This window comes from Paraburkholderia sp. JPY465 (assembly GCF_050436725.1).
GTDB classification, from domain to species: domain Bacteria; phylum Pseudomonadota; class Gammaproteobacteria; order Burkholderiales; family Burkholderiaceae; genus Paraburkholderia; species Paraburkholderia youngii.
In genome coordinates, this window is record NZ_JBNDMT010000006.1 from 977,097 (window position 1) to 1,002,528 (window position 25,432).

The 25,432-nt window shown below is 61.8% G+C and carries 28 protein-coding genes and 3 pseudogenes; 17 read left to right on the forward strand and 14 right to left on the reverse strand.

Translation table 11 applies throughout. The features are described from left to right. The 8 genes and pseudogenes from nikC to QFZ94_RS37840 all read right to left on the reverse strand — a co-directional run bounded on the left by nikC (position 1) and on the right by QFZ94_RS37840 (position 6,957). Positions 1–915: a nickel transporter permease gene (nikC, locus tag QFZ94_RS37805; RefSeq protein WP_410851060.1), complete on the reverse strand. Its 915-nt coding sequence runs from the start codon at positions 913–915 to the stop codon at positions 1–3. A 64-nt stretch (positions 916–979) separates the two neighbouring features. Next, the gene (locus QFZ94_RS37810) at positions 980–2,050 is read right to left on the reverse strand and encodes an ABC transporter permease (RefSeq protein WP_368582554.1); all 1,071 of its coding nucleotides are present in this window, start codon (positions 2,048–2,050) and stop codon (positions 980–982) included. Between the two features lie 55 nt (positions 2,051–2,105). Then, entirely contained in the window at positions 2,106–3,713 is a 1,608-nt protein-coding gene (locus QFZ94_RS37815) for an ABC transporter substrate-binding protein (protein WP_429463046.1), read from the reverse strand. A gap of 63 nt (positions 3,714–3,776) precedes the next feature. After that, the gene (gene ddpX / locus QFZ94_RS37820) at positions 3,777–4,340 is read right to left on the reverse strand and encodes a D-alanyl-D-alanine dipeptidase (protein WP_429463047.1); all 564 of its coding nucleotides are present in this window, start codon (positions 4,338–4,340) and stop codon (positions 3,777–3,779) included. A gap of 11 nt (positions 4,341–4,351) precedes the next feature. Further along, a pseudogene (locus QFZ94_RS37825) lies at positions 4,352–4,914 on the reverse strand (MurR/RpiR family transcriptional regulator); the annotation flags it as partial. A gap of 74 nt (positions 4,915–4,988) precedes the next feature. Next, a pseudogene (locus QFZ94_RS37830) lies at positions 4,989–5,262 on the reverse strand (MurR/RpiR family transcriptional regulator); the annotation flags it as partial. A 369-nt stretch (positions 5,263–5,631) separates the two neighbouring features. Then, positions 5,632–5,913, reverse strand: a pseudogene (locus QFZ94_RS37835) (hydroxylamine reductase); the annotation flags it as partial. 126 nt (positions 5,914–6,039) lie between these two features. Further along, positions 6,040–6,957 (reverse strand): LysR substrate-binding domain-containing protein, encoded by a 918-nt coding sequence (locus QFZ94_RS37840; protein WP_368582552.1) that lies wholly within the window; start codon positions 6,955–6,957, stop codon positions 6,040–6,042. Positions 6,958–7,087: 130 nt separating this feature from the next. Here QFZ94_RS37840 and hcaE point away from each other — a divergent pair, with 130 nt between their 5' ends. The 10 genes from hcaE to QFZ94_RS37890 all read left to right on the forward strand — a co-directional run bounded on the left by hcaE (position 7,088) and on the right by QFZ94_RS37890 (position 16,565). Next, entirely contained in the window at positions 7,088–8,449 is a 1,362-nt protein-coding gene (gene hcaE, locus QFZ94_RS37845; protein ID WP_429463048.1) for a 3-phenylpropionate/cinnamic acid dioxygenase subunit alpha, read from the forward strand. Next, positions 8,442–8,981: a 3-phenylpropionate/cinnamic acid dioxygenase subunit beta gene (gene hcaF, locus QFZ94_RS37850; protein ID WP_410842363.1), complete on the forward strand. Its 540-nt coding sequence runs from the start codon at positions 8,442–8,444 to the stop codon at positions 8,979–8,981. The genes hcaE and hcaF overlap by 8 nt, the downstream gene beginning before the upstream one ends. Positions 8,982–8,986: 5 nt before the next feature. Continuing rightward, positions 8,987–9,304, forward strand: coding sequence for a 3-phenylpropionate/cinnamic acid dioxygenase ferredoxin subunit (gene hcaC / locus QFZ94_RS37855; protein ID WP_429463049.1), 318 nt, complete (start codon positions 8,987–8,989; stop codon positions 9,302–9,304). After that, positions 9,304–10,143 (forward strand): 3-phenylpropionate-dihydrodiol/cinnamic acid-dihydrodiol dehydrogenase, encoded by an 840-nt coding sequence (gene hcaB, locus QFZ94_RS37860; protein WP_410851007.1) that lies wholly within the window; start codon positions 9,304–9,306, stop codon positions 10,141–10,143. The genes hcaC and hcaB overlap by 1 nt, the downstream gene beginning before the upstream one ends. Positions 10,144–10,200: 57 nt before the next feature. Further along, the gene (hcaD, locus tag QFZ94_RS37865; RefSeq protein WP_429463050.1) at positions 10,201–11,427 is read left to right on the forward strand and encodes a 3-phenylpropionate/cinnamic acid dioxygenase ferredoxin--NAD(+) reductase subunit; all 1,227 of its coding nucleotides are present in this window, start codon (positions 10,201–10,203) and stop codon (positions 11,425–11,427) included. 439 nt (positions 11,428–11,866) lie between these two features. After that, a complete protein-coding gene (locus tag QFZ94_RS37870; RefSeq protein WP_429463051.1) occupies positions 11,867–12,808 on the forward strand; it encodes a 3-carboxyethylcatechol 2,3-dioxygenase in 942 nt (313 codons plus the stop codon). Positions 12,809–12,826: 18 nt separating this feature from the next. Continuing rightward, complete coding sequence (gene mhpD / locus QFZ94_RS37875) at positions 12,827–13,624, forward strand: 2-keto-4-pentenoate hydratase (protein ID WP_429463052.1); 798 nt, start codon at positions 12,827–12,829, stop codon at positions 13,622–13,624. Positions 13,625–13,657: 33 nt separating this feature from the next. Continuing rightward, on the forward strand, positions 13,658–14,599 hold the full coding sequence (locus tag QFZ94_RS37880; protein WP_429463053.1) for an acetaldehyde dehydrogenase (acetylating): 942 nt from the start codon (positions 13,658–13,660) through the stop codon (positions 14,597–14,599). Between the two features lie 12 nt (positions 14,600–14,611). Further along, the gene (gene dmpG, locus QFZ94_RS37885; protein WP_429463054.1) at positions 14,612–15,622 is read left to right on the forward strand and encodes a 4-hydroxy-2-oxovalerate aldolase; all 1,011 of its coding nucleotides are present in this window, start codon (positions 14,612–14,614) and stop codon (positions 15,620–15,622) included. 76 nt (positions 15,623–15,698) lie between these two features. Continuing rightward, positions 15,699–16,565 carry an alpha/beta fold hydrolase gene (locus QFZ94_RS37890; protein ID WP_429463055.1) on the forward strand — a complete coding sequence of 289 codons (867 nt, stop codon included), beginning with the start codon at positions 15,699–15,701 and terminating at the stop codon, positions 16,563–16,565. A gap of 410 nt (positions 16,566–16,975) precedes the next feature. Here the strand turns inward: QFZ94_RS37890 and QFZ94_RS37895 are convergent, their stop codons facing one another. Both QFZ94_RS37895 and QFZ94_RS37900 read right to left on the reverse strand, forming a co-directional pair. Beyond that, positions 16,976–17,203: a type II toxin-antitoxin system VapB family antitoxin gene (locus QFZ94_RS37895; protein ID WP_429463662.1), complete on the reverse strand. Its 228-nt coding sequence runs from the start codon at positions 17,201–17,203 to the stop codon at positions 16,976–16,978. Between the two features lie 102 nt (positions 17,204–17,305). Further along, entirely contained in the window at positions 17,306–17,599 is a 294-nt protein-coding gene (locus tag QFZ94_RS37900; RefSeq protein WP_429463056.1) for a hypothetical protein, read from the reverse strand. Between the two features lie 105 nt (positions 17,600–17,704). Here QFZ94_RS37900 and QFZ94_RS37905 point away from each other — a divergent pair, with 105 nt between their 5' ends. The 3 genes from QFZ94_RS37905 (at position 17,705) to QFZ94_RS37915 (ending at position 18,560) form a co-directional block, all read left to right on the forward strand. Continuing rightward, positions 17,705–17,881 carry a hypothetical protein gene (locus QFZ94_RS37905; RefSeq protein WP_429463057.1) on the forward strand — a complete coding sequence of 59 codons (177 nt, stop codon included), beginning with the start codon at positions 17,705–17,707 and terminating at the stop codon, positions 17,879–17,881. Between the two features lie 165 nt (positions 17,882–18,046). Next, a complete protein-coding gene (locus QFZ94_RS37910) occupies positions 18,047–18,370 on the forward strand; it encodes a hypothetical protein (protein WP_429463058.1) in 324 nt (107 codons plus the stop codon). Between the two features lie 10 nt (positions 18,371–18,380). After that, positions 18,381–18,560: a hypothetical protein gene (locus tag QFZ94_RS37915; RefSeq protein WP_368582538.1), complete on the forward strand. Its 180-nt coding sequence runs from the start codon at positions 18,381–18,383 to the stop codon at positions 18,558–18,560. Between the two features lie 13 nt (positions 18,561–18,573). On the opposite strand, the gene QFZ94_RS37920 is transcribed toward QFZ94_RS37915, so the two are convergent. Both QFZ94_RS37920 and QFZ94_RS37925 read right to left on the reverse strand, forming a co-directional pair. After that, positions 18,574–20,208 (reverse strand): NADP-dependent glyceraldehyde-3-phosphate dehydrogenase, encoded by a 1,635-nt coding sequence (locus QFZ94_RS37920; protein ID WP_368582537.1) that lies wholly within the window; start codon positions 20,206–20,208, stop codon positions 18,574–18,576. Positions 20,209–20,304: 96 nt separating this feature from the next. Next, the gene (locus QFZ94_RS37925; protein ID WP_429463059.1) at positions 20,305–20,574 is read right to left on the reverse strand and encodes a hypothetical protein; all 270 of its coding nucleotides are present in this window, start codon (positions 20,572–20,574) and stop codon (positions 20,305–20,307) included. A gap of 408 nt (positions 20,575–20,982) precedes the next feature. Between QFZ94_RS37925 and QFZ94_RS37930 the strand changes: the two genes are divergently transcribed. From QFZ94_RS37930 to QFZ94_RS37940, 3 genes are read left to right on the forward strand one after another with little or no spacing between them, the layout of a single operon-like run. Next, a complete protein-coding gene (locus QFZ94_RS37930) occupies positions 20,983–21,423 on the forward strand; it encodes a hypothetical protein (RefSeq protein ID WP_410850996.1) in 441 nt (146 codons plus the stop codon). 21 nt (positions 21,424–21,444) lie between these two features. Next, a complete protein-coding gene (locus QFZ94_RS37935) occupies positions 21,445–22,533 on the forward strand; it encodes a hypothetical protein (protein ID WP_368582534.1) in 1,089 nt (362 codons plus the stop codon). A gap of 45 nt (positions 22,534–22,578) precedes the next feature. After that, the gene (locus QFZ94_RS37940; RefSeq protein ID WP_429463060.1) at positions 22,579–22,884 is read left to right on the forward strand and encodes an acylphosphatase; all 306 of its coding nucleotides are present in this window, start codon (positions 22,579–22,581) and stop codon (positions 22,882–22,884) included. A gap of 49 nt (positions 22,885–22,933) precedes the next feature. Here QFZ94_RS37940 and QFZ94_RS37945 read toward each other — a convergent pair whose 3' ends face one another. Beyond that, positions 22,934–23,749 carry a class I SAM-dependent methyltransferase gene (locus tag QFZ94_RS37945; RefSeq protein WP_429463061.1) on the reverse strand — a complete coding sequence of 272 codons (816 nt, stop codon included), beginning with the start codon at positions 23,747–23,749 and terminating at the stop codon, positions 22,934–22,936. 256 nt (positions 23,750–24,005) lie between these two features. Here QFZ94_RS37945 and QFZ94_RS37950 point away from each other — a divergent pair, with 256 nt between their 5' ends. Further along, complete coding sequence (locus QFZ94_RS37950) at positions 24,006–24,278, forward strand: hypothetical protein (RefSeq protein WP_013093856.1); 273 nt, start codon at positions 24,006–24,008, stop codon at positions 24,276–24,278. An 86-nt stretch (positions 24,279–24,364) separates the two neighbouring features. Here QFZ94_RS37950 and QFZ94_RS37955 read toward each other — a convergent pair whose 3' ends face one another. After that, on the reverse strand, positions 24,365–25,270 hold the full coding sequence (locus tag QFZ94_RS37955) for a cation diffusion facilitator family transporter (protein WP_429463062.1): 906 nt from the start codon (positions 25,268–25,270) through the stop codon (positions 24,365–24,367). Positions 25,271–25,432: the final 162 nt, after the last annotated feature.

The following is a 25,432-nucleotide window of genomic DNA, read 5'->3' on the forward strand; positions in this document are numbered from 1 at the left end:
TCAGCCTCCATGGCGCGGATCGAAGACGTCTCGCAGACCGTCGCCGAGCAGGTTGAAGGCAAGACTCACCAGCAGAATGGCGAAGCCGGGAATAGTGGCCACCCACCACGAATCGAGCAGCACGTTGCGGCCCGACGCGACCATGAAACCCCACTCGGGGCTGGGCGGTTGTGCGCCGAGGCCGAGGAACCCGAGGCCCGCGACAGTGAGAATGATGCCGGCCATATCGAGGGTCGCGCGCACGATCACCGACGACGAGCACAGCGGCATGATGTAGAGCAGGAGAATGCGCTTGCGCGAGGCGCCCTGCAAGCGCGCGACGTGAATGAAATCGGCCTGCACGAGCCGAAGCGTTTCCGCCCGCGCGAGGCGGGCATAGGCCGGCCACGCGGTAATCGAAATGGCGATCACCGCGTTGATCACACCGGGCCCCAAGGCGGCCGCGAAAGCCAGCGCGAGTACGATCTTCGGAAAGGCGAGTGCTACGTCGGTGATCCGCATCAGCGCGTGGTCCGCCCAGCCGCCGAAGAAGCCGGCAGTGGTGCCGATCAAAAGCCCCACCGGAACCACGATCACCACGACGAGAATCGCGATCGAGAGCGTGAGGCGTGAGCCGTAGATCAGACGCGAGAGGATGTCCCGGCCAAGCTGGTCGGTGCCGAACCAGTGCGATGGCGAACCCGGCGGCAGCAGGCGGTCGGAGAGGACTTGCTGCAGCGGATCGTGCGGTGACATTAGCGGCCCGATTGCTGCAATGATGATCAGCAAGGTCAGAATCACGAGGCCGAAGACCGACAGCGGATTACCCGAGAAGCGTCGCCAGCGCCGGTAAGCGAGGCCAAGCGCGGCCTGCTTGCGTGACGCGGGCGTGTCGCTCAGCAGCCAGTCTTTCCATCGTCGGGGCGCGGCATTCATCGGCCAGTCCTGCGTTTGCATCGATTCATCGGTAGGGGGACGCACGAAAGAGACCTCCGCAATGTCAGCGGGCGCGTGGATCGAACACGCGATAGAGCGCGTCGGTCAACAGGTTGAGCGCGATAAACGTGACGCCGATCACGAGCGTGCTGCCGAGCACGGCGTTCATATCGGCGTTCAGGAGGGCGCCCGTCAGGTACGAACCGATACCGGGCCAGGCGAAGACGATTTCGGTCAGCACCGAGCCTTCGAGCAGATAGCTGTACGTGAGCGCGATCACGGTCAGAAGCGGCACGGCGATATTACCGAACGCGTGGCGCCAGACCACCCGGCGCTCGGGCAGGCCTTTCGCGCGCGCCGTGGTGATGTACTCCTGGCTGAGTTGATCGAGCATGAACGAACGCGTCATGCGGCTCAGATAGGCGACCGAGTAGTAGCCGAGAATGGCCGCGGGCAGCGCGATATGCGAGAACGCATTGAAGAACACATCCCATTCGCCGGCGATGAGCGAGTCGATCAGCAGACTGCCTGTGCGCGTATCGACCATGCCGTCGAATACCGGATCGACGCGTCCCGGCCCCGCCACCCAATGCAGCTTCGCGTAGAACAGCAGCAGGCCCATCAACCCGAGCCAGAACACCGGCACGGAACTGCCGACGAGGCCGACGAAGCGCGCGACGTGATCGATCCAACGGTTATGGCGCACGGCGGCGATCACGCCCAGCGGCACGCCGATCAGCACGCCGATGATGGTCGACAGGGTCGCGAGTTCGAGCGTTGCAGGAAACACCCGCCGGATGTCTTCGATCACAGGATGCGCGGTCAGCAGCGACATACCGAAATTGCCATGCAGCACATCGCGCACGTAGATCAGGAACTGCACTGCGAGCGGCGCGTCGAGCCCGAGTTGAAGACGCGCCGCCGCGTAGGCTGCGGCTGACGCGCGATCGCCGAGAATCGCCAGCACCGGATCGATCGGTATTTTGCGGCCGATCACGAACGTGACCGCCAGCAACCCGGCGAAGGTGATGACGAGAGTGACGATCCAGCGCACGAGGCGCAAGGTCCAGCGCACGCTGGCGCTTTCAACCGAAAGCGCGCGCATGCGCTCGAAAGTCGTGAGGCGAGTGGACATGGTAAGTTCCTCGGTCGAAGGCGAAGCCCGGACAGTCTCGCCTCCACCGCAAACGTTACTGCTTCTTCAGATCACGATACGACACGAGGTCGTTGATCGGACCCACCTCGAGACCCGTTACGCCCGGTCGTGCGGCCACCTGCGAGACCTGCTGGAACATGATCACGAAGGGGGAGCTCGCGAGCACCTGCTTCTGCATGGTCTGGTACAGCTCGGCGCGCTTCGCCGTCGACGATTCGGCGAGCGCCGCGTTGGTTTCCTTCGTCAGGCCAGGGATGTCCCATGAGTTGCGCCACGCGAGCATCTTATAGGCCGACTTCTCGGAATTGTCGGGATTCCAGGTGAATCCCTGGGCATTGCTGTGCGGGTCGATGTAATCGGCCGACCATTCGCCGATATAAATGTCATGCGAGCGCGAGCGGTATTTGGCTAGCGTCTGCTTGTTGTCGCCGGGGATGATCTGTACCTTGATGCCGCCTTGGGCAAGGTTCGCCTGCACTGCCTCGGCGATTTCGCCGTACGGGTAGCCGTTACGCACGTCCATCGTCACGGAAAAGCCGTTCGGAAGCCCGGCCTTTGCCAGCAGTTCCTTGGCCTTGGCGACGTTCTGCTGGTAGGGGTCGGTATTCAGCGCGCCGAGGAAACCTTCGGGGAGGAAGGTTTCGTGCACCTTGTAGGTGGTTTTGGCGACGTTGCTCTGAATCCCGTTGTAGTCGATCAGCCACTTCATCGCTTGCTGGACTTCCGGTTTGACCAGATTCGGATTCTTGACGTTCAGGCCGAGGTATAGAAGCGTCGCTTGCGGCACCGCGCTCACATGCGCCTTGCCGGACTTCGTCAGCGCGACGAGATCATCAGGACTGAGGTTGCGCGCCACATCGACGTCACCGTTCTCGAGCAGCAGGCGCTGGCTCGACGCTTCCGGCACGTGACGCAACACGATCCGCTTCATCGCGAGCGGTACGCGATAACCGTCGAAGCGCTGCAGGACGATGCTGTCGTTGGCAGTCCATTTGACGAGCTTGTAGGCGCCAGAGCCGGCCTCGTTCGTGCGCAGCCATTCGTTGCCGAAGTCAGTGCCTTTCTGGTGCGTGAGCAGCAACTGCCTGTCCACCACCGACGCAGGCCACGAACCGAGTACGTTCAGCACAAACGTCGGCGCGTATTTCTGGTCGGTCGTCACACTGACGGTTGTGTCGTCGACCTTCTTCACGTTGGCCAGCACGTTGTCTTTGGTCAAACCGATGCCTTGCAGCACGGCCGCCGCGCCTTTATCGAGGAGGACGGTGCGCTGGATCGACCACGCGACGTCGTCGGCGCTCAACGCGTTGCCCGAGTGGAACCTGAGACCTGGACGGATCTTGAACGTGAAGGTCAGGCCGTCGGGGCTCACGGTCCATGATTGTGCGACATCGCCGTTGAATTTCGACGGGTCTTTCAGATCGACGCGCACTAGCCGGTCATACGTATTCGCCACATATTCTTCCGGCACCAGTTCGTAGATTTCGCCCGGATCGAGAGTGGTGAATTCGTCGAGGAGCGTGGCCATAACGAACATGTCTTTCGGCGTCGCCGCCGCAGCGGGGACGGCGGCTGTGAACGACAAGGTCAAGGCGGAGGAGATCACCGCCGCCGTCAGTGCATTGCGCAATACCAGTTTCATTGCCGCTCCATAAGGAATGGGTAGAGCCTGTCAGGGAACAACGGATGGAGAAATCGAACGCCACTACATGAGACGCAACGGACCGCTTTCGCTGTTGTCTATCAACGGCAGCGCGCGGGAGCCAGGCAACTCGTAATGCCACCATTCGCTCTTGATGTGGATGAAGCCGGCTGCGTGCATGATGCCGAGCAGTAACACGCGGTTGCGCTGCACATGCGCTGGCAGGCCAGTATGGAAGTGTTCGGACTCGATCGTCATCGCGTCGAAGCCTGTGCCCATGTCGAGTTCGTTGCCGTCAGCGTCGAGCAGCGTCAGATCGATCGCCGTGCCGCGGCTATGGTTCGAACCACGGCCAAGCTCAGCGATGTAGGTCGGATCGGGCAGAAAATCCCACAGCACCTGTTGCGCCTGGGGCGGACGGTACGCATCGAAAATCCGCACGGTCAAGCCGGCGTTGCGGGCAATCTCTACTGCCTCGCGCAAAGCGGCTTCCGCGGGTTCGAGCAGCAGGCAGTGAGCTTCCTCGTAGATGGGCTTGCCTGTCAAGTTGCGCTCGGTGGCATAGACGAGGTCGATGTCCACGCCATGCGTGGCGGCGGTGATTTCGATGAGTCGCGGTTGTGTCATGGCGGGCGCGTTCAGATTCCGGATGTGAGAGGTTTAGAGATCGAACTGATTGAATCCGCCTTGCAGCTAGCTGCGACGCGTTCGTCGATCGCGGCCCCCAGTTTTTGTTGAGCAACGATCGCGGTAATCATCAGCAGGTTGAACAGACAGCTGAGCGGCGCCAGCGAGTCCCAGAACTGGCCGACATCGGTTTTGATCTGCAACAGGTCGCAATCGAATTCACGAGCCCACGGGCAATAGATGTCGGTGACCAGTGAAACTGCCCGCCACGATGCGCTGCGGCTTCACAGTAGCGGCGCGCGATCACCGGGTAGGCGCGCGTGTCGGTAATGACGAGGATCGGTGCGGCGAATTCCGAGTTCAGCGAATCGACGTATGAGACGGACAGGCCGTCGGAGTACAAGACGCGCGGACGGATGTATTCGAGGTAGCCGTAGAACGCGTTGCTGGTGCCGCGGGTGGACTGGATGCCGACGATATATACGGCGTCCACTTGGGAGATGCGCTCCGCGATGCGGGCGAACATGGGCGATTGCGCCAACTGGTACACATGCTGGATCGCGTCGATTTCGAGTTGCAGCGAGCGGGTCATGGCGCCGGTTTGGACGTTTTCGCCATGGTGCGGAGTGTTGGCGAACTGCCCGAACACGCGCAGGTATTCGTCGAGCCGGTCGGTAATCATCCACGCGCGCCCCTGCGCGCCACGCAGTTCGCGCTTGAGGTCGTCGAGGTTGCGATAGCCGACGCTGCGCAGGAAACGCCCCACGGAGATTCCGCTGGTGGCCGTTTGCTGCGCGATCTGATCAGCCGGCTCCAGGCCTAGTCGCTCGAGATGAGCCAGCATGTAACTGGCAATGCGCTGGGGCGTTCGAGTGAGTTCGGCAAAGTGGGCCTCGACGGTCTGTGCGAAAGCGGTCGGCATGTCAGCGCGGATGGATTTATGGTTAATTGCCTGTCATACATTACGTCAATGACATGTATCTAACAAAGCCAATAAAGTCAGCGCCAGCTTAAAGAATCAATTGAATGCCGCTGTCCAATAGCCTGTGGGCGAGACTTCCGCTTACGGCCCGCGTATTTGGGTGGATGCCGCTATTCGATGCCCCCATTCTGTGGCTCCAAAGTTTTGTCCCCTAATGATGGCCTGGCGGGGTTTGGATGTCGATCTGCTAGGCCATCCCTACTCCGCACATGGATAACCATCGACGTGCAGGCCGCAATTAGCGCGGGAAGGGCGCCGAGCAAATCCGGTTGTGCACGTGGACTTTTATCTGCTCTCGCGCCGAGGCAATCGCGTCAAGCCCGCCTCGCGCAGCAGTACGACGAAGCGACTGGCGTTGGAGTTCACGTTGGTCAGCGTCGTGAACATGGCGTAGAGAATGAACCGGTCTGACTCGCGATCCGCGTGCCCCGTGAGGCGCGCAAGCCTGTTGTACTGCGCGATGCCCTTGACGGCATGCACCAACAGATCCTGCAGGTCAGCAGTTGTCGCGTCCTTGCCGCAATTGCCCTTCAAAGATGCGCAACCAGGTTGTACACCCGTGCGGTCAGTCTTTGCGACGCAAGTGCGCACGGAACATATCCTCAGGAAGGGTCGTGCTGCAGGAATCGATCTAGCGGCGGGCGAATGCGCAAGGCCCACAACAGCCACCGAAGCGCTCGCCGACCTTCATTGGCGCTTGTCACTTTTGAGCTCAGGTTATCGTGCCGATTTGCGTTCGCCCATTTGTGCACGAGTTAGTAACTGCTCGCGCGCGATCGTGAGCAATGCTTCGAGTTCGGGAGTGTGCTCGCCGCGCCGCCAGACCATGTAGAGCGGGATCACGGGCGCCTCGCCCGCGAGCGGTCGCGCGCACGATGAACGATTGATCAGCGAGGCGGTGTAGGCGGGCAGTAGGCCGAGGCCGAGCCCCATGCTGATGAGATTGAGATTGAGCAGAATGTTGTTCGCGATCTGCGCCGTGCGCGGGCGGATGCCGTAAGCCTCGAAATACGCCTCTACCACCTTGTGCACCTGCCCCGCGGCGAGCGGATCCGTAGCAACGAAGGTCTCCCCGTCCAGCTGCTCGGGGGCGATTTCCTCGCATTGCGCAAGCCGATGGCTCGCGGGAAGGATCACCATCATCGGTTCCTCCAGCACGACCTCGCTTTCGAACACCGCCGCGTCGATCGGCCCGCGCATGAAGGCCACATCTATCCCGCCCACCGTCAGCAGGCTCTCCTGCTCGTAGGTGAGCAGGCTACGTAACTCGACGTTGATTTCCGGATACTCCATGCGCAGGCGCGGCAGGATGGCCGGGAAAATCTGTACCTCGGCCGCCGGCACGAAACCGATGGTAATCGTCGTGCGACTTCGCTCGCCGATGCGGCGCGCATGAGCGACGGCGCGAGCGGCCTGTTCGATCACGAGCTGCGCGTCGCTGCGGAAAGCGCGTCCGGCCTCGGTCAGTTCTACCTTGCGGCGCGTGCGCGTGAACAGCGGCGTGCCGATTTCCTCCTCGAGATCGCGGATTTGCTGGCTCAGTGAAGGCTGGGCGGTGCCAAGACGCTCGGCCGCACGCGTGAAGCTCAGCTCATCGGCCACGGCGATGAAATAGCGGAGATGTCGAAGTTCCATTCCGCCTTTTTATCGTTAAAACCTATCAATTGCAACAAACAAAGTATTTCAGTTTTTATGGCGGCCGTCGCAAAATCTGCGCACTTCGGTTCCAAATTCGAACCGGACGCTTGTCCGGAGGAGACAAATCATGTCTAAGAGCATTGACTTTGATGCGCTTGTCGATGCGCGTACTGGCCGCGTCGCATCGTCGATCTATACCGATCCCGAACTCTACGAACTCGAGCTTGAGCGCATCTTTGGCCGCACCTGGCTGTTTCTGGCCCATGTGAGCCAGATCCCGAAGGCCGGCGATTTCTTCAACACCTACATGGGCGAGGACCCGATCGTCGTCGTCCGCCAGAAAGACGGCTCCGTCAAGGCCTTCCTGAACCAGTGCCGTCATCGCTCGATGCGCGTGTCGTATGCCGATTCGGGCAATACCCGTGCGTTCACGTGTCCGTACCACGGCTGGTCGTATGGCACTGATGGCGCGCTCGTCGACGTGCCGCTCGAAGAACGTGCCTATCCTCACGGCCTGTGCAAGGAGAAGCTTGGCCTTCAGGAAGTCACGCGCGTGGCTGAGTACAAGGGCCTCATTTTCGGCAACTGGGACGCCACGGCGCCGGATCTGCGTGACTACATGGGCGACATTGCCTGGTATCTCGACGGCGTGCTCGATCGCCGCGAGGGCGGCACGGAGATCATCGGCGGCGTGCAGAAATGGGTGATCGACTGCAACTGGAAGTTCCCGGCGGAGCAGTTCGCGAGCGATCAGTACCACGCGCTGTTCTCGCATGCGTCGGCGGTGCAGGTACTGGGCGCCAAGCCCGACGGTGAGGCAAAGCAACTCGGCGCGGGCCAGACTGCGCGCCCCGTCTGGGAAACGGCGAAGGACGCGCTGCAGTATGGCCAGGCAGGTCACGGCAGTGGCTTTTTCTTCACGGAGCAGCCGGATGCCAACGTCTGGGTGGACGGCGAAGTCTCGCAGTACTTCCGCGACAGCTATGCCGAGGCCGAGCAGCGCCTCGGCCAGGTTCGTGCACTGCGTCTCGCGGGCCACAACACGATGTTCCCGACCCTGTCCTGGCTCAATGGCACGGCCACGCTGCGCGTGTGGCATCCGCGCGGCCCGAACCAGGTTGAAGTCTGGGCATTCTGCATCGCCGACAAGGATGCGTCGCCAGAGGTGAAGGCTGCGTTCGAGCGCAGCGCGACGCGCGCGTTCGGTCCGGCGGGCTTTCTTGAGCAGGATGATTCCGAGAACTGGGTCGAAATCCAGAAGGTGCTGCGCGGCAAGCGCGCGCGGCAGACGAAGCTGATCGTCGAAATGGGTCTGGGCAACGAAAAGGTGCGCGAGGACGGTATCCCCGGCATTACGAACTACATCTTTTCCGAAACCGCGGCACGCGCTATGTACCGCCGCTGGGCTGATCTGCTGGCGAGCGAGACCTGGGATGAAGTCCATGAGCGCACCCAGCGTTACGAGCAGGAGGTACTGAAGCGTGACTGATACGACCAAACTTCTGAGGGCCGTTCCGCTCGAGCTGCATCACGAGATCGAACAGTTCCTCTGTTACGAGGCTGAACTGCTCGACGACTGGCAATTCCGCGATTGGCTCGATCTCGTCAGCAAGGACATCGCCTATACGATGCGCACGACCGTCAACGCGCAGACGCGCGACCGTCGCCGCAGCGTGCAGCCGCCGACGACCTGGGTATTTGACGACAGCTGGCATCAGCTCGAGCGCCGGATTGCGCGCCTCGAGACCGGCATGGCCTGGGCCGAGGAACCGCCCTCGCGCACGCGCCACGTGATCAGCAATGTGCGAATCGCAGAGGGGGAGGTGCCGGGCGAGTTCGACGTGCGCCTGAATTATGTGCTGTACCGCTCGCAGAAGGAGCGCGACGAGACGTTATACGTCGGTACGCGGTTTGACCGCGTGCGCCGCGCCGACAGCGCGGCAGGCTGGCAGCTGTGTCGCCGCGAGATCGTGCTCGATCAGGCGACGCTGAATTCCCACAATCTAAGTGTTCTTTTCTGAAAACCATGGCCCAAGTATTTGTTTGCAGTGGTGATGCGCTGGCCGATGGCGAAGCGATCAAAGTGGATGCGTCTGTCGAAGCGATCGCGGTGTTCAAGGTCAATGGTGAATTGTTCGCGCTCGCTGACCGTTGCAGCCACGGTAATGCCTCGATGTCCGAAGGTTATGTCGAGGACGACGGCACGGTTGAGTGTCCGCTGCACGCTGCGCGCTTCTGTCTGAAGACGGGCGACGCGCTGTGTCAGCCCGCCACCGTGGCACTCAAGACCTTTCCGGTCAGCCTCGTGGACGGCAAGGTCTACGTCGACGTGCCGGAGGCGTGATGGATGCGAACCAGACGCCGGCGCCGGCCGGCTGGCTGCAGGGCGACGTCGCGCTGATCACGGGCGGCGGTTCCGGTCTCGGGCTTGCGCTGGTCGAGCGCTTCCTGCTGGAGGGTGCGAAGGTCGGCGTGCTCGAGCGCTCGCACGAAAAGGTCGACGCGCTGCGCGCTCGCTTCGGGGACGATGTGGTCGCGACGCAGGGTGACGTGCGCAGCTACGAGGACAATTCGCGCGCGGTGGCCGAGACGGTGAACCGCTTCGGCAAGCTCGACACCTTTATTGGCAACGCGGCGATCTGGGATCACGGGGCGAGCCTGATGAGTCTCACGCCCGAGCAGTTGGCCAACGGTTTTGACGAGTTGTTCCCTGTCAACGTGAAGGGCTATCTGCTCGGTGCGAAGGCGGCCGCGCCTGAGCTGATCAAGTCCGAGGGCAGCATGATCTTCACGCTGTCGAACTCGGCGTTCTATCCGGGCGGCGGCGGCCCGCTCTATACCGCGAGCAAGCATGCCGCCGTGGGCCTGATTCGTGAACTCGCCTACGAACTCGCGCCCAAGGTGCGCGTCAACGGTGTCGGTCCGTGCGGCATGGCGAGCGACTTGCGCGGCCCCGCTTCGCTCGGCCAGGAAAACATGCGGATCATGGACTCGCGCTCGCCCGAAGCGATTGCGAGCATTCTGCCGTTGCAGTTCTTTCCGCAAGCAGCGGATTTCACTGGCCCGTTCGTGTTGCTGGCCTCGCGAGCGAACAACCGCACGCTGAGCGGCGTGCTGCTCAATGCCGACGCGGGCCTCGCCATCCGTGGCATCCGCCATACGGCGGGCGGCCTGAATCTCTGATCGCGATGGCGCAATGCGAGGGCCACTCGAACGTGGCTCCTTACATCGAGACTTGTCATGACCTCATCCACTTTCGTGATCGTCGGCGCGGGCCAGGCCGGCGCCAATGCAGCGGCTGAACTGCGCCACCAGGGCTTCGATGGTCGCATCGTACTGGTGGGCGATGAAGCGCATGCGCCCTACGAGCGGCCGCCGCTCTCCAAGGATGTGCTGCTGCGTCCGGAAGAGACGCGCTGTGCCATGTACGCCGACGACTTCTACCAACAGAAGCGGATCGAACTCCGCCTCGGCGTGACCGTTGTCGGGCTCGACTTGTCGAGCCACGTGCTGGCTCTCTCGACGGGCGAATCGGTCGCGTTCGACAAACTGTTGATTGCGACCGGGGCGCGTGCGCGCCGCCTGCCGCTGCTCGACGCGCTGGGTGAGGGCGTGCACACGCTGCGCACGCTCGACGACGCCAGACGTTTGCGCGACGACCTGCGGCCGGGTCGCCACGTAATCGTGGTGGGGGCGGGCGTGATCGGTTTGGAGATTGCGTCGAGCGCCGTCGACCTCGGCGCGCGCGTCACGGTGCTCGAAGCAGGGCCGCGCGCGATGGGTCGCAATGCGCCGTCGATGTTGGCTGACTGGCTCTGCGACGTGCATCGCGGTCGGGGCGTGGAGTTGATCTTCGGCGCGCAAATCGAATCTGCGGCGCGCGTTGGCGGCGAGATCGTCCTGACGCTTGGGGACGGCACGACCGTAACGGGCGACACAGTGCTGTACGGCGTTGGTGCGATTCCGGACACGGCGCTGGCTGAAGCAGCCGGGCTGGCCATCGCGAACGGCATTGCCGTGGACGCGCAGTATCGTACTTCGCATCCCGACGTGTTTGCCGCTGGCGATGTGGCCGGCCGCCAGGATCCGGTGACGGGGCGCGTGGTGCGCCTCGAGACTTGGGAAAATGCCCAGAACCAGGGTGTCGCCGCCGCGCGTGCGATGCTCGGTCTCACCGTAGAGGCGCCGGGCGCGCCGTGGTTCTGGACCGACCAGTGCGGTCTCAACATCCAGCTGGTCGGCGAGATGGCGGCGTCCGATTGGGTCGTACGCGGCGCGCTCGATGCGCCGCCCGCCGTGCTGTTCGGCCTTGACGCCGGGGGCGCATTGACCGGTGCGATCACCGTGAACCAGGGGCGGGACATGCGCAGCCTGCGTGAACTCGTCGCAAGACATGTGGTACTCGCGCGCGAGGTGCTGGCCGATTCGGCGCAGAGCCTGCGCAATCTTGCCAAGGTAGCAGCATAGGTTGCAGCGGCATTCTACGCTCGGCAGCTTGCCCATCGCATCGGCGTGATGGCGGACAGGATCCACGTCTTTTTCGCGTCGGTCGAGCCATGCGCTGTTTGGCGTGCTGGGGGGCAATACTTCCTGTCGAGGCGCACCGTGCTCTACACGCAGGTGACCGTCGTCGACAACCATGGCTACGCGCATCAGGGGCGGGTGAGACCAGCACGCTATTGCCTGCGGGGACCACGACGGTGGTCGACCTTGGCATACGTCACAGCTTCCGAGCCCGGCGTGACGCGCCGTCTGTGAATGCCGGTGCGGCCGTCTGGCCGACGAGGAGCCTATTCCACCGAGAGCGCGACCGCGCGGAGCGGACTCATGACGGCCGGTCCGTTCGGTCGGTGCACCGCCATCATCTGAAACACGTTGCCGTCGCCAAGACGGCCGGAGCCCTGTAATGTCGATTCATCTCGAGTGTCTGTCCCATACGCCGCTGCACGGCTACTTCGATCCTGCGCCCGAGGTTGTGGCCGAGGTCGAACGGGTGACGGCGGCCGCGCGCGAGCGCGTGCGCGCCTACCATCCGGAACTGGTGGTCGTGTTTGCGCCGGATCACTACAACGGATTTTTCTATGACCTGATGCCGCCGTTCTGCATTGGCGCGGCCGCCACTGCGATTGGCGACTACAAGAGCCTCGCGGGCCCGCTGAACGTGCCGACTGAACTGGCAAAGGACATGACCGCCGCCGTACTCGCGGCCGACATCGACACCGCCGTGTCGTATCGCATGCAGGTGGACCATGGCTGCGCCCAGGCGCTCGAGGAACTGACGGGCGGGCTCGATCGCTACCCTGTTGTGCCGGTCTTCATCAATTCGGTGGCGCCGCCTTTGGCGACGCTGCGCCGCTCGCGCCTGCTCGGTCAGGCGATCGGCCGCTTCTTGCAAACGCTCGACCAACGCGTGCTGGTGATCGGCTCGGGTGGCATCTCGCACGAACCGCCGGTGCCTGAGCTCAACGGCGCGGCGAGCGACGTAGCCGAACGTCTGATCGCAGGCCGCAATCCGACGCCCGAGGCGCGCCAGCTGCGTCAGGAACGTACCGTGGCCGCAGCTAAAGCGTTCACGGCCGGCGACGCGCCGAACATGCGCGCGCTGAACCCGGCATGGGACCAGGCGTTCCTGTCGATGCTGCAGCATGACCTGCTCGCGGTCGACGGTCTGAGCAACAGCGCCATCACGCGCGACGGTGGCAGGTCTGCCCACGAGATCCGCACCTGGGTTGCTGCGTTTGGTGCGCTTTCGGCGTTCGGCGCATACGAGGCGCACCAGGACTTCTACCGCGCGATTCCCGAGTGGATCGCAGGCTTCGCTGCGATGCACGCGAAGCCGTCAGCCTGAATCAAAGGAGAACAGGGGATGACCCAGCAGAACATTCAAGCCATCGCGGCACGCCTGCGCGAAGCGGAGCGCACGCGTGAGGTAATCGAGCCGGTGCGCGGCGAGATCGCACTGGGCGGTATTCCGCTCGACGACATGTCGACAGCCTACGCGGTGCAACAGGCCAACATCGATGCGCGCATCGCCGCCGGCGAGCGCATCGTTGGCCGCAAGATCGGCCTGACTTCGCTCGCCGTGCAAAAGCAGCTCGGTGTCGATCAGCCGGATTTCGGCGCGCTGTTCGCGAACATGGCCTACGGCGACAACCAGCCGATGCCGCTCGCGAGCCTGATCCAGCCGAAGGTCGAAGCCGAGATCGCCCTGGTGCTGAAGCACGACCTCGTACGAGAGAAGCACACGTATGTGGACCTGATCAACGCGACCGACTATGCGCTGGCCGCGATCGAGGTGGTGGACAGCCGCATTCGCGGCTGGGACATCCGCTTTGTCGATACGGTCGCCGACAACGCATCGAGCGCGCTGTTCGTGCTAAGCAGTCGCCCTGTTCCGCTCGCTGATGTCGACCTGTTCAATGCCGCGATGACGCTCGAACGCGACGGCGAAGTCCTGTCGCGCGGCGGTGGTGCAGCGTGCCTTGGCAATCCGTTGAACGCAGCTATCTGGCTCGCAGATCGCATGGCGCAGCTCGGCACTCCCTTGCGCGCTGGTGACGTGGTGCTCACGGGTGCGCTTGGTCCGATGGTCGCCGTGACGCAGCCGGGCATCTATACGGCGAATATCGAAGGACTCGGCAGCGTACGCGCGACGTTCGTTTAGCACACTGAGCACTCAATTCATCAGGAAATCGACATGGCTTCGGCAAAACTCAAGGCGGCGATCATCGGCTCGGGCAACATCGGCACCGACCTCATGATCAAGATCATGCGGCATGGCAAGCATCTGGAAATGGGTGCAATGGTCGGCATCGACCCGAACTCGGATGGTCTCGCGCGGGCCGCGCGCCTCGGCGTGGCAACCACGCACGAAGGCGTGCAGGGGCTCGTGAACCTGCCCGTGTTCAAGGAGATCGACGTCGTGTTCGACGCGACATCGGCCGGCGCACACATCAGGAACGACGCGTTCCTGCGCCAGCACAAGCCCGGCATCCGCGTGATCGACCTCACGCCCGCCGCGATCGGCCCGTACTGCGTGCCGGTCGTGAACCTGGACGCGCAGCTCGCCGCGCTGAACGTGAACATGGTCACCTGCGGCGGCCAGGCCACGATCCCGATGGTGGCGGCCGTCTCGCGCGTCGCGAAGGTCCACTACGCGGAAATCGTCGCGTCGATTAGCAGCAAGTCGGCGGGCCCGGGCACCCGCGCGAACATCGACGAATTCACGGAAACGACCTCGAAGGCGATTGAAGCCGTCGGCGGTGCCGCTAAGGGCAAGGCGATCATCGTGCTGAACCCGGCCGAACCGCCGGTCATGATGCGCGACACCGTGTACGTGCTCTCGGAAGCCGCCGATCAGGCGAAGATCGAAGCCTCAGTCGAGGAAATGGCCAAGGCCGTCAACGCATATGTACCGGGCTATCGCCTGAAGCAGAAGGTGCAGTTCGACGTGATTCCGGAGAGCGCGCCGTTCAACATCCCGGGCCTCGGCAGGTTCAGTGGCGTGAAGACCTCGGTCTTCCTCGAGGTGGAAGGCGCTGCGCACTATCTGCCGGCCTACGCGGGCAACCTCGACATCATGACCTCGGCGGCGCTCGCCACCGCGGAGCGCATCGCAAGTTCGGTCGTCGCCGCATAAAGGACAACGCACATGAGCAAGAAACTCTATATCTCCGACGTGACGCTGCGCGATGGCAGCCACGCGATCCGTCACCAGTACTCGATCCAGAACGTGCAGGACATCGCACGGGCGCTCGACAAGGCCAAGGTCGATTCGATCGAAGTCGCGCACGGCGACGGCCTGCAGGGTTCGAGCTTCAACTATGGCTTCGGCGCGCATAGCGACCTCGAATGGATCGAGGCGGTGGCCGACGTGATCTCGCACGCGAAGATCGCGACGCTGCTGCTGCCCGGGATCGGCACGATTCACGACCTGAAGGCCGCGTACAACGCGGGCGCGCGCGTGGTGCGCGTGGCGACGCACTGCACGGAAGCCGACATCTCGAAGCAGCACATCGAATACGCACGCGAACTCGGCATGGACACCGTCGGCTTCCTGATGATGAGCCACATGACCACGCCAGAGAACCTGGCAGTCGAAGCGAAGAAGATGGAAAGCTACGGCGCGACCACGATCTACGTGGTCGATTCGGGTGGCGCACTGACGATGAATGACGTGCGCGATCGCTTCCGCGCGGTGAAGGCCGTGCTGAAACCCGAAACGCAGACCGGCATGCACGCGCACCACAACCTGTCGCTGGGCGTGGCGAACTCGATCGTCGCAGTGGAAGAAGGTTGCGACCGGATCGATGCCTCACTTGCGGGAATGGGCGCGGGCGCGGGCAACGCGCCGCTCGAAGTGTTCATCGCGGCAGCGGAGCGCATGGGCTGGAATCACGGCACCGATCTCTACACGTTGATGGACGCCGCCGACGACATCGTGCGTCCGCTGCAGGACCGCCCGGTGCGCGTCGATCGCGAAACGCTCGCGCTCGGTTATGCGGGCGTGTATTCGAGCTTCCTGCGTCATTCGGAAGTGGCCGCGAAGAAGTACGGCCTGAAGACCGTCGACATTCTGGTCGAACTGGGCAAGCGCCGCATGGTCGGCGGTCAGGAAGACATGATCGTCGACGTCGCGCTCGATCTGCTCAAGCGGCAGTGAGACAAGGGGCAGGCCGGCGCTGCATGCGCTCGTCTGCCCCATATTCCGATCGAACAATCACGCAAGGAATTCGCACATGAGTGCTACTTACACTGAAGCCAATACCAGCCGCTTTGCGACGATTCGCGACGGCGAGACCGATTACAAGGTGCATTACAACGACGCGGGCCCGGCCGAGGGCCAAGTCGTGATGATGCTGCATGGCTCGGGCCCGGGCGCGACCGGCTGGGCCAACTTCCACCGCAACATCGAGCCGCTCGCGGCGGCCGGCTATCGCGTGATCCTGCTCGACTTCCCGGGCTGGGGCAGGAGCGATGGGTTCGTGAACACCAAGGGTTCGCGCTCGGACTTCAACGGCCGCATCGTCAAGGGCCTGCTCGACCACCTGGGCGTCGAGCGCGCGCATCTGATCGGCAACTCGATGGGAGGCCACAGCGCCACGGCGTTTGCGCTGGAGAATGCGTCACGCGTCGGCAAGCTCGTGCTGATGGGCGGAGGCACCGGCGGCCCGAGCCAGTTCGTGCCGATGCCGACCGAAGGCATCAAGCTGCTGAATCATGTCTACCGCGAGCCGACGCTCGAGAACGTCAAGCGCATGATGAACATCTTCGTGTTTGATCCGAGCTCGCTGACCGACGAACTGCTGCAGCTGCGCGTGGACAACATGCTGTCGCGCCGCGATCACCTCGAGAACTGGGTCAAGAGTCTGGCTGCGAATCCGAAGCAGTTCAGCGACTACGGTCCGCGCCTCGGTGAAATCAAGGCGCTCGCGATGATCATCTGGGGCCGCGACGACCGCTTCGTGCCGTACGATATTGGCCTGCGCCTGTTGTGGGGTATGCCCAACGCCGAACTGCACGTATTCAACCGCTGTGGCCACTGGGCCCAGTGGGAGCATGCGGAGAAGTTCAACCGTATGGTGCTCGAGTTCTTCGCAGACTGATCGATTTTCCTCGACCCCGGTTGCTGACATCGTTCACGCATGGGTTTGCATATCCCATACGGGGATCGGCGCGGCGACGGGTGGCGCAGGAACGCGCGATACGCGATCGCATCTCCTGGACTACTCTCGCCTTGACGAGGAACTTCCACTCCGGCTTGTATCGACCGAACTGGTTCGGGAGGTGTCGATGGGCGCGAACAAAAGACAGTTCCGGATCGGGACACGCCGATGGTCAGGTTGGATTACTCCATCGACGTCATGTTCACCGATACGCTTCGCAGCAGCGGAAAGCGCGTGAGCGGTTCATTCGTTGCCGCATATTCGTGCACTGGCTTGTCGTTGACATCGTGACTATCAGTTGAACAAGTCTCGGATTGCTGAGACGGAAATGATCGACCCATACAGACGTATCAATGAGGACGCTCATTGGCCGCTGGCTCCGCTCTGCGCCGCGGGATGTCGGGTCTACCAGGAGCCGCACTACCTGGGACCGCCAGGCGCTTACCAGCCTGAACGCGAACAAACGTCTGAATTGCCACCCCAAACAGGTCTGCTTTGTCCATGACAGGGTCGGCAAGCTCAAGAGCGCGCTCGTAAGGATTGTCGTCGATCGTCACGGTGGTGTTCGACGAAAAAATCAAACATTAGGTCGCGTTCAATGTTTGATTATTAATAAACTGTGCGTCGAGAGGTCCACGGAAACGCGAACCTGCCGTCATCCAATGGTCGAGCAGTCGCTGTTACCTTATGTCCTCCAACGGCCAACCATCGGCATTGTTGCCAAGCCGGCCAGGTCGCGTTACGCGGTCGAAGAGTCGCCGTGACCAGGTATAAACCGCCGTCGCTACGAGCGCGCCGTCGAATTCGCGGAAGTGGCGGACGCCCGCCGCGACCGTTTCGCTCATTCGCCTATGCACCGCGGGGAGCATCGGCAATGTGCGGCGTGGATCCGCCGCCGCCTCGGACGCGACAACGACGATCGCAACCTTGCCGATCAATGAGGCGAGGCTGCGCGCGGCGTTCTGTGTCTCCAATCAATGTCGACGATGTGCGGGGCACCTCGGTGAGCCGCATCACGTTGGCGGGATTGAAGAGGTGAAGCCCGACGATGCAATCCGGTCGTTGCGTCGCGGCGGCGAGTGACGGCTGAAGCCGGTGAACTTATCGTCGCTGATGAAAACGGTGTGGTCGCGATTCCGGTAGCCCGTGTTGCTGAAGTGATTGCCGCTGCGCAAGCTCGTGAGGCCAGGGAAGCAGATCAGATGCGTCGCATCCGGGAAGGGGAATCCACCCTCGCCATTTTCGGCTGGGATTAGTGATCCCGTGACTGGGAAAAGAAAACGCCGCCGAAGCGGTAATGCCGTTCAGTTGAGCGACTGGATGGCATTTTTTTTGATTGGCGCGTCAATGGGACGTCGCGACGGCTTCTGCATGTAGTTGTCCTGGTCTCGCTTCATCGCGAGGTAGCGTTCTACCTGGCATTGTTTAAGCTTGAATTAAGCGACGCGACCTACGCTTCCAACCATAGCAGGACAGGAAAACGGCGCGGCGGAGTGCACCTTTTCGCCGCGCTACGCACGTACTACGCACGTAACAACTCGGGGCATTCCCGGCAGAAAGAGGTTGAGATGATGTACTTGATTACGGACCTGAAAATGGTCGAAAGCTACGGTCGCATCAAGGCTGACAGCGGCAATGATGCGCTGCATGAGTTTGCGGTCAGCAAGGGCTTCGTCGACCTGATGGAGTTCGCCTCCGCCCGGCCCGCGTTCGCCAACGACTTGCTCGCTGTTCAACTGCAATAAGGAGACTGACGTGGCCATAACTTTGGGGCAGGCGCTGGTGCACGCTGAGCAACTGGAAGTCTACGGCGTGATCTCGAAGACGTCGCAGGCGCTCATCCGGCTGATGCAGGAGTACCGAGCCGTAGTCGGCGTGGAACAATACGAGCAGGTTATCGAGGAAGCGGGCCTGGCTCATCCGGACGCGCAGTGACCCGCTTCGCGCGCTAAAAGATAAAACCGGTGTTCACGAACTTCGAGGTATGGTTCGTGACCATCGTGTCGAGCAGCGTCTTGTTCGAGTCGGTCTCCTTGGCTGCGACCATGGACCGGATCGAGAACGCGCGCAACGCATCGGTGACCGATAGCGTGCCTTCCGCCGAATCCTTGCGGCCCGCAAACGGAAAGACGTCTGGACCTCGCTGGCACTGGCTGTTGAGATTGACACGGCATACCTGGTTGACGAGCGGGTCGACCAGCGAGCCGATCTGGGCGGCGTCGGTGCCGAAAATGCTGACCTGCTGACCGTGGTCCGACGTGATGACATATTCGAGCGGTGTATCGATGTCATCGAACGGCACGACTGGGATGATCGGTCCGAACTGCTCTTCACGATAGAGCATCATCCCTTCCTTGACGGGGTACACCACGGCCGGATAGAAAAGCGTTTTGCAGAACACGCCACCACCTTCATTCACCACCGCCGCACCTTTCGCCTTCGCATCGTCAATCGCCTGAGTCATATAGGCTGTGCGATGCATGCCGGGCAGCGGTGTAATGGACACACCCTTTTCCCACGGCATACCGACCTTCAGATTCTTGAGCGCTGCGTTGAAACGCTCAAGAAACGTATCGACGATCGAGCGGTGCACCATCAAGATCTTGAGCGCCGTGCACCGTTGACCATTGAACGACAACGTACCTAGCAGACACTCCTTCACGGCGAGGTCTATGTCGGCGTCAGCCAGCACGATCGCGGCGTTTTTGGCGTCCAGGCCGAGAACGGCGCGCAGCCGATGCGACTTCGGGTGCTGCTTCTTCAGATGGTCTGCAACCTTGCTCGAGCCGATCAGGGCAAGCACGTCGATCTTTCCCGAGGCGAGCATGTGTGGCACGACCACCGCGCCCGGCGCATAAATCGTGTTGATGACGCCTTTCGGAAAAGCGGAGCGGAATGCCTCGAGCAGCGGGAAGAACAGCAGCGTGCCGTATTGGGGCGGCTTGAATACGACGGTGTTGCCCATCAGCAATGCGGGAATGAGCGTCGCGAACGTCTCGTTCAGCGGATAGTTGTAAGGCCCCATGCACAGTACGACGCCAAGCGGTGTGCGGCGAATCTGGCCGATGGTGCCCTCGGCGATGACAAAGCGCGAGTTGCTATTGTCCAGCTCCTTTAGCGCCGAGATCGTGTCTTGCATATAGCTGATGGTGCGGTCGAACTCCTTTTGCGAATCGGCAAGGCTCTTGCCGATTTCCCACATGATCAGATTCACAATCTCATCGCGCCTGGCCGCCATCAGACGAATGAAGTCCTGCATGCAGCCGATGCGCTGCGCGACAGTCATCGTTGGCCACTCACCGCGGCCGTGGTCGTAGGCTCGCACGGCCGCGTCGAGCGCGGCGTCGCTCTCGACTTCACCCATGACCGGATAACTGCCGATTACGAGCTGTTCAGCGTCGCCCGAGGCTTGTCGCACGCAGACCGGAGATAGCACGGTCTTGCAGTTTCCATCCCATGCCTTCAGTTCTCCATCGACGAGCGAGACCCGCTGATGAATCGGCTCCGCAAGGCGGGCGGTCTCTGGAATATCGTCGGTGACGGGAAACAACTGCCGGAGGTTTTCGAAGTCGATACTTGCCACGTTTCGCTCCTATGTTCGTGCAGTACGCGGTAGGCGCAAGACACAGACAGAAGCATAACCAATGGCAGCAGAGTTGGGGCCGAACCGTGCCCAACATCAATCAGAAGCGGCGGAAGGGTCCTCGAAACCGGATTCGATGAGATTCATCATCGTGGTCTGCAGTTCGACCAGCGGCGTAGCAGTCACTGCAGTCGCTACCCCGTCGGATTTCGGAAGCAGTCCAGCGAATGCCGCAATGCCCGTTCCGCATGCCGTTATGAGTAGGGCGGCAGCGAGTGCGGCTACGCTGCCGCGCACCGCTTGCTTGGGAACGAAGTCCACAAAACATCGCATGATGGCTATCTCCGGTTGACGCAGCTTCTGCATGCAAAGGCTGTGCCGACGCAGCGGTCTGTCGGGCAAGCGTGCGGCCGGCCGGCCGGCTGCATACGCGTCGGCTGCTCGCACGACAGCGGCAACGCGGATTCGATGGTGGGCCGCACCAGACACTTTGAGGGGGCCGAGACGGTCCGGAACCAACAGGTCCCTGCGGAGAATCGGGCGCTTCAACCTTGGCGGCGATGCATGCAATACCCTGTGACAGGGAGGGACGGCGGCGAGCAAGCCTGGCGATAATTCACTTATTGCGAAGTCCGCCGCGACGCCTGTGCGGCAAGCGCACACGATTTACTGTTTCCTCCTACCGAACAGCTGTACTAACATCGAGTAACGGTTCGAACGCTGACGACCGGGCGGGGCCGGGAGGCAAAGGTGCCTCCTTCCTGGAGGACCAAGATGAAAGAAAACTCGTCTCGGGAAATCGTCGAACTGCTGACCAAAGTAGTCGGGCTGGCCGCCATGCATGTGCCCAGGGGGCAGACCCGCCGGAGTGCGTCGAGAGCGATCGACCAGCTCGAAGAGATCAAGCGCAACGCCGCGTTTGCTCGCCAATATGAATCAGCACCGGAGCCGCTACGCGAACTGGTGATGAGGCGGGCCGTAGAAGTCCATGACCTGGCGACTGCACATGATTACGCGAGCGCCGTCAATGCCCTCAGAGCGGTTGTCGATTTTCTTTATCAACATCTGGTAGACACCTCCGGCTCAGCAACGCCGCCGAGCAAGCTGGCAAGCATTGATTTGAATGCCGTTCACCGGGCTCTTCAGTTCGGAGGTCTTCCGGGACAGTCGCAGCAAGACCCCGATGACGACAACCCGCCGCCAGTGCGTCGCTGAACTTGCCAAGGATAACCGCCGATGCTCTCGGGCCTATCGAAACTGCTGGACAAAGCATTTATCCTCGGCTTCTTTTTGCCAGCCCTGCTTGGCTTTACAGGCTTTCTCGCAGCTAATGCGGATATCCCGGTGTTTGGCGATTTGCTGAACAAAGCGACCTCGGACAGCGAAAAGGTTGGCGGCTTGTTTACTTTCCTCATAATCATATGGGTTCTATCGCTGATCTTGATGGTACTGAGCAACTGGTTTTATCAGGTCCTCGAAGGATACAAATGGCCATTCAATCGTGAGGCCTGGAAGCGCGATGAGCGCGACCGCCGTAATCGTCAGCTGCGCCTTATAGAACGCCTCCGTACGGAACTCGAGACAGAGAACAGTACGATCGAGCGACTCAAAGCGTCGATAGAATCGTCGGAATACAGAAAAGCCGAGGTGAACAGAGCCACCGTAAGGGCGAGGCTGTATCGCACTCAGGAGCGCAACGCGCGTGATTTCCCTCGCTATGAAAACCTCGTTCTTTCCACGGCCTTTGGGAACACGTTGCGTGCATTCGAGGGGTACTCGAGCGAAGTCTATAAGGTCGACAGCATATTCGTATGGCCACGTCTTCTTGCCGTCATCCCAAAGGACTATCAAGCAATCATTGCGGACGCGAGAGCTCCGGTTGACTTTCTGGTCGGACTCGTCGTTTTGGGTTCATTTACGTCCATCTTTACGTTCGTGCGGGCGCTCGACATCTGGCTTGCGGACGGGCTGGCCGGCAATTGCGTGTTAGCCGATCTTTTGCAGAATGCCGCGATTGCGGCCGCTATTGCGGTAATCGCATATCGGCTGGCGATTCTTGCGGCAAGAAACTGGGGCGACGTTGTCAAATCGGCGTTTGACCTGTATCTGCCGGCACTCGCCGAGCAGTTAGGTTTTGTTCTTCCGACGTCTCAAGCCGCGCAGCAGGAGTTTTGGGCCGCATGGAGCACGCAGTTTCGCTTCCATGCACCGGCAAATACCGCGTGGTGGACACGTGTCCAGCCGGCGACGCCACCCGCAACGACGCAGGCGGATTGGGAGGCGACAGACTCGGCTGGCGAAAGCGACGAGATGCGCGGCGGTTGAGAGGCAACCGCGCTGCCGCTTATCCAGCCTGGAGTTGCGTGCACCATGACACCACAGTTCGATACCGATTTGCGGACCAGACTGGTGAGAGTCTACGGTCGTGTGCAGGGTGTAGGTTACCGACAGGCTTGCATCGAGGAGGCCACGGCGCGAGTGATCACGGGTTGGGTGCGCAACCGGATGGATGGTTCGGTCGAAGCGGTGTTGCAAGGGCGCGCTGAAGAGCTCGAGCGAATCTGCGACTGGCTGGTCGACGGTGCGCATGGAGCGCTGGTGGACCGCCTGGAAATCAGGGAACTGCCGCCACCAGTTGCCCGGTTCGATGAATTCAAGCTGGCCGCGACGGTCTAGTTCGGGTCACGCAATAGTGTCGGACGTGAACGCTGGTTTTTCGAGCGCCCTAAGGCTTGACCGCGGAGGCCAGAATGCAGCTCATCGGAAGCCGCAGGTCCCCGTTATCGCTGCGATATGCCTCTGCGTCGCGTGCGACGGCCCTTTCGATAGCCGCCAGCGCGGCGGGCGTCTGCGCATGTAGCAACGCGGAAAACCGCACGCCGCCACGCAGGAGTGCATGAAAAGGTGTATTGGGAGCATGAAGCACGAGCGTGAGGTCCAACTCCCGCATCTCGGGTTGGACGAACCCGGCCTCGAGCAGCATGTGCTTCGATTCCTGCCAATCGCTGAACCGGAACAGGGCTGGTCCCGGCGGCAGGGGCACATCGGTCGTCCCGTGCTGCTCGATTGCCCTCAACACCATTTCGAAGCCCACCGCCTTGTTCGGTGTCGCCCATTCCGTGAAGGCGATTCTGCCGTCAGGTCGAAGTACACGAAGCGCCTCCGCGAGTGCGCGCTCGGGATGCGCAAAGTGCAACATTCCGAAGCTGATCCCCACGGCCGAGAAGCTTTCGTCAGGAAATGGCAGATCCTCCGCGTCGCCGACGCGGAATTCGAGTGGCGGAAAGACGCGTCTCGCCTTGTCGACCATCGCGACCGAGAAATCGACGCCGGCGACATCCGCGCCGCACAGTGCGGCTGCCGCCGCGAGGTAGCCAGGGCCGCATGCGACGTCGAGAAAACGCGCACCCCGACGAATGCAAAGGGTCTCGAGAATGGCCTGGTTCGACTGCGCGGTCAAATCACCGAAATACTCATGATAGGCCTGCGCGACCCGCTCCCAACCTTCATGTTCGAAGGTGCTGAAGTCGAGTTGTCCCATGCTTACCCCCACCGGTTTTACACGTTGGCAACTTGCAGCGCACGACTATGTTCCTCGGAATCCGCAGGTCTGGCTATCGGGGAAACAATTCAGGCGGGCGACAGCGAAAATAGACGGATGTGTGGTGCGGCGCACAACTAGCGTCGTCTAAAGCCGCCAGACTCGCGCGCGCGCCGGCGCTTCTAGCATTGCAGCGCCGGTCGCGAAACGCTTCACTTGCGCTAGACTGGCTCGAGCAACCGGAAGGAGACCCAGGATGATACGCAAGACGCTTAACGCCTCGCAGCTTCAGCAGGAGGTCAATCGGAGAATTCATCGACTGCAGGAAATCGTCGACGATGGCGTGAAGATTCGCGTGCCGCGGCCGCAGTTGCAAGAGGCTGACAAGACAGGCTGCAACTGGAACATGACCCACTTCGGCAATGCGATTGGCTTCGAGCGCGACATCGAGGGCGTACTCAAGGCCATGCGCGCGGAATACAACCTCAGTACCGAGGTGAAGGACACCGGCAACCCATTCGGGGACTAGCCGCGAAACACACAAAATTCGTTGTGCGTTTTTGATCGCGTGCGCATGCTGGAAACGGGAATGGGAACGCACGCCGCAACGCGTCGTTACAACCAGCGCGGATCGCGCGTAAACGCGACGGTCAACCAGCGGTCCGGGCCCGACTCACCGATCGCGCGCGAGATCCTGTCGCGGATCTGATCGAGCTGGCGCACGCCGGCTTGCTCCATCGCCTCGGGCAACACGATGTGCACCTCGACGAACAGGCCTCGGCCGACGCGTGTCGCATAGTGCGAGTGCTTGACGAAGCCATAGTCGGCGGTCAGTTGTTGCATCAGGTCGCGCAACTCCTGCTCCAGATCCGGCGGCGTAATCAGCAACACTTCCTTGACCGCGCCGATCACGGTTCCGATCGGCATCGGGATCAGCACGAGCGTCAGTAGGGCGAGCACGCCGGGGTCGATGTACGGCGTCAGGTGGCCTTGCCCGATATGTTCGAGCAGCCATGCAATCGAAAACGCCAGCAGCAGCGCCGAGCTGATGCACGCCGACATCAGCCAGCTCTTGATGTCGAGGCCGATCAGTTCGGAGTCGATCACGCGATTCACGCGCCGCTCGCGCAAGAACATGAAGAAGCAAAACGCGGCGACCACCATCGCGTAGAAGACGCCCCAGCCGAATTCGAGTTCGTGGCCGCCGTCGAGCAGGCCTTTGACCGCGTTGACGAAAGCGTAAAAGCACAGCACCGCCAGCAGGCTGCCGTTGAACACGAGCACGAGCGGCTCGATGTGCCAGAAGCCGTGCTGGAAGCGTCGACTGCTCTCCTGTTGAAGCAGGCGGGTGACGAGCAACGACAGGCTGCACATCGCGGCGTCGAGCGCGGAGAACATGCCGTCGAAGATGATCGCCAGCGAGCCGCTCAGGATCCCGACCGCGATGCCGAGTCCGGCGATCATCACGGTGCAAAGCAGCGACTGCTTGAGGATGCGTTGTTCGAGGTCCGTTGCTTTCATGATCCGAATGACCGCCCGTGGCTGAAAGACGTTCTTGGCTGAGGGGAGTATATCGGGCGCGAATGGCCGGATCGTCGCGGCCCGGCTCACAGCGGCAAAACGCTACTAACTGTCTGGCCCATTGAGCGCCTGCGCGGTTAGTCATTCCCGGTTTCCTACATC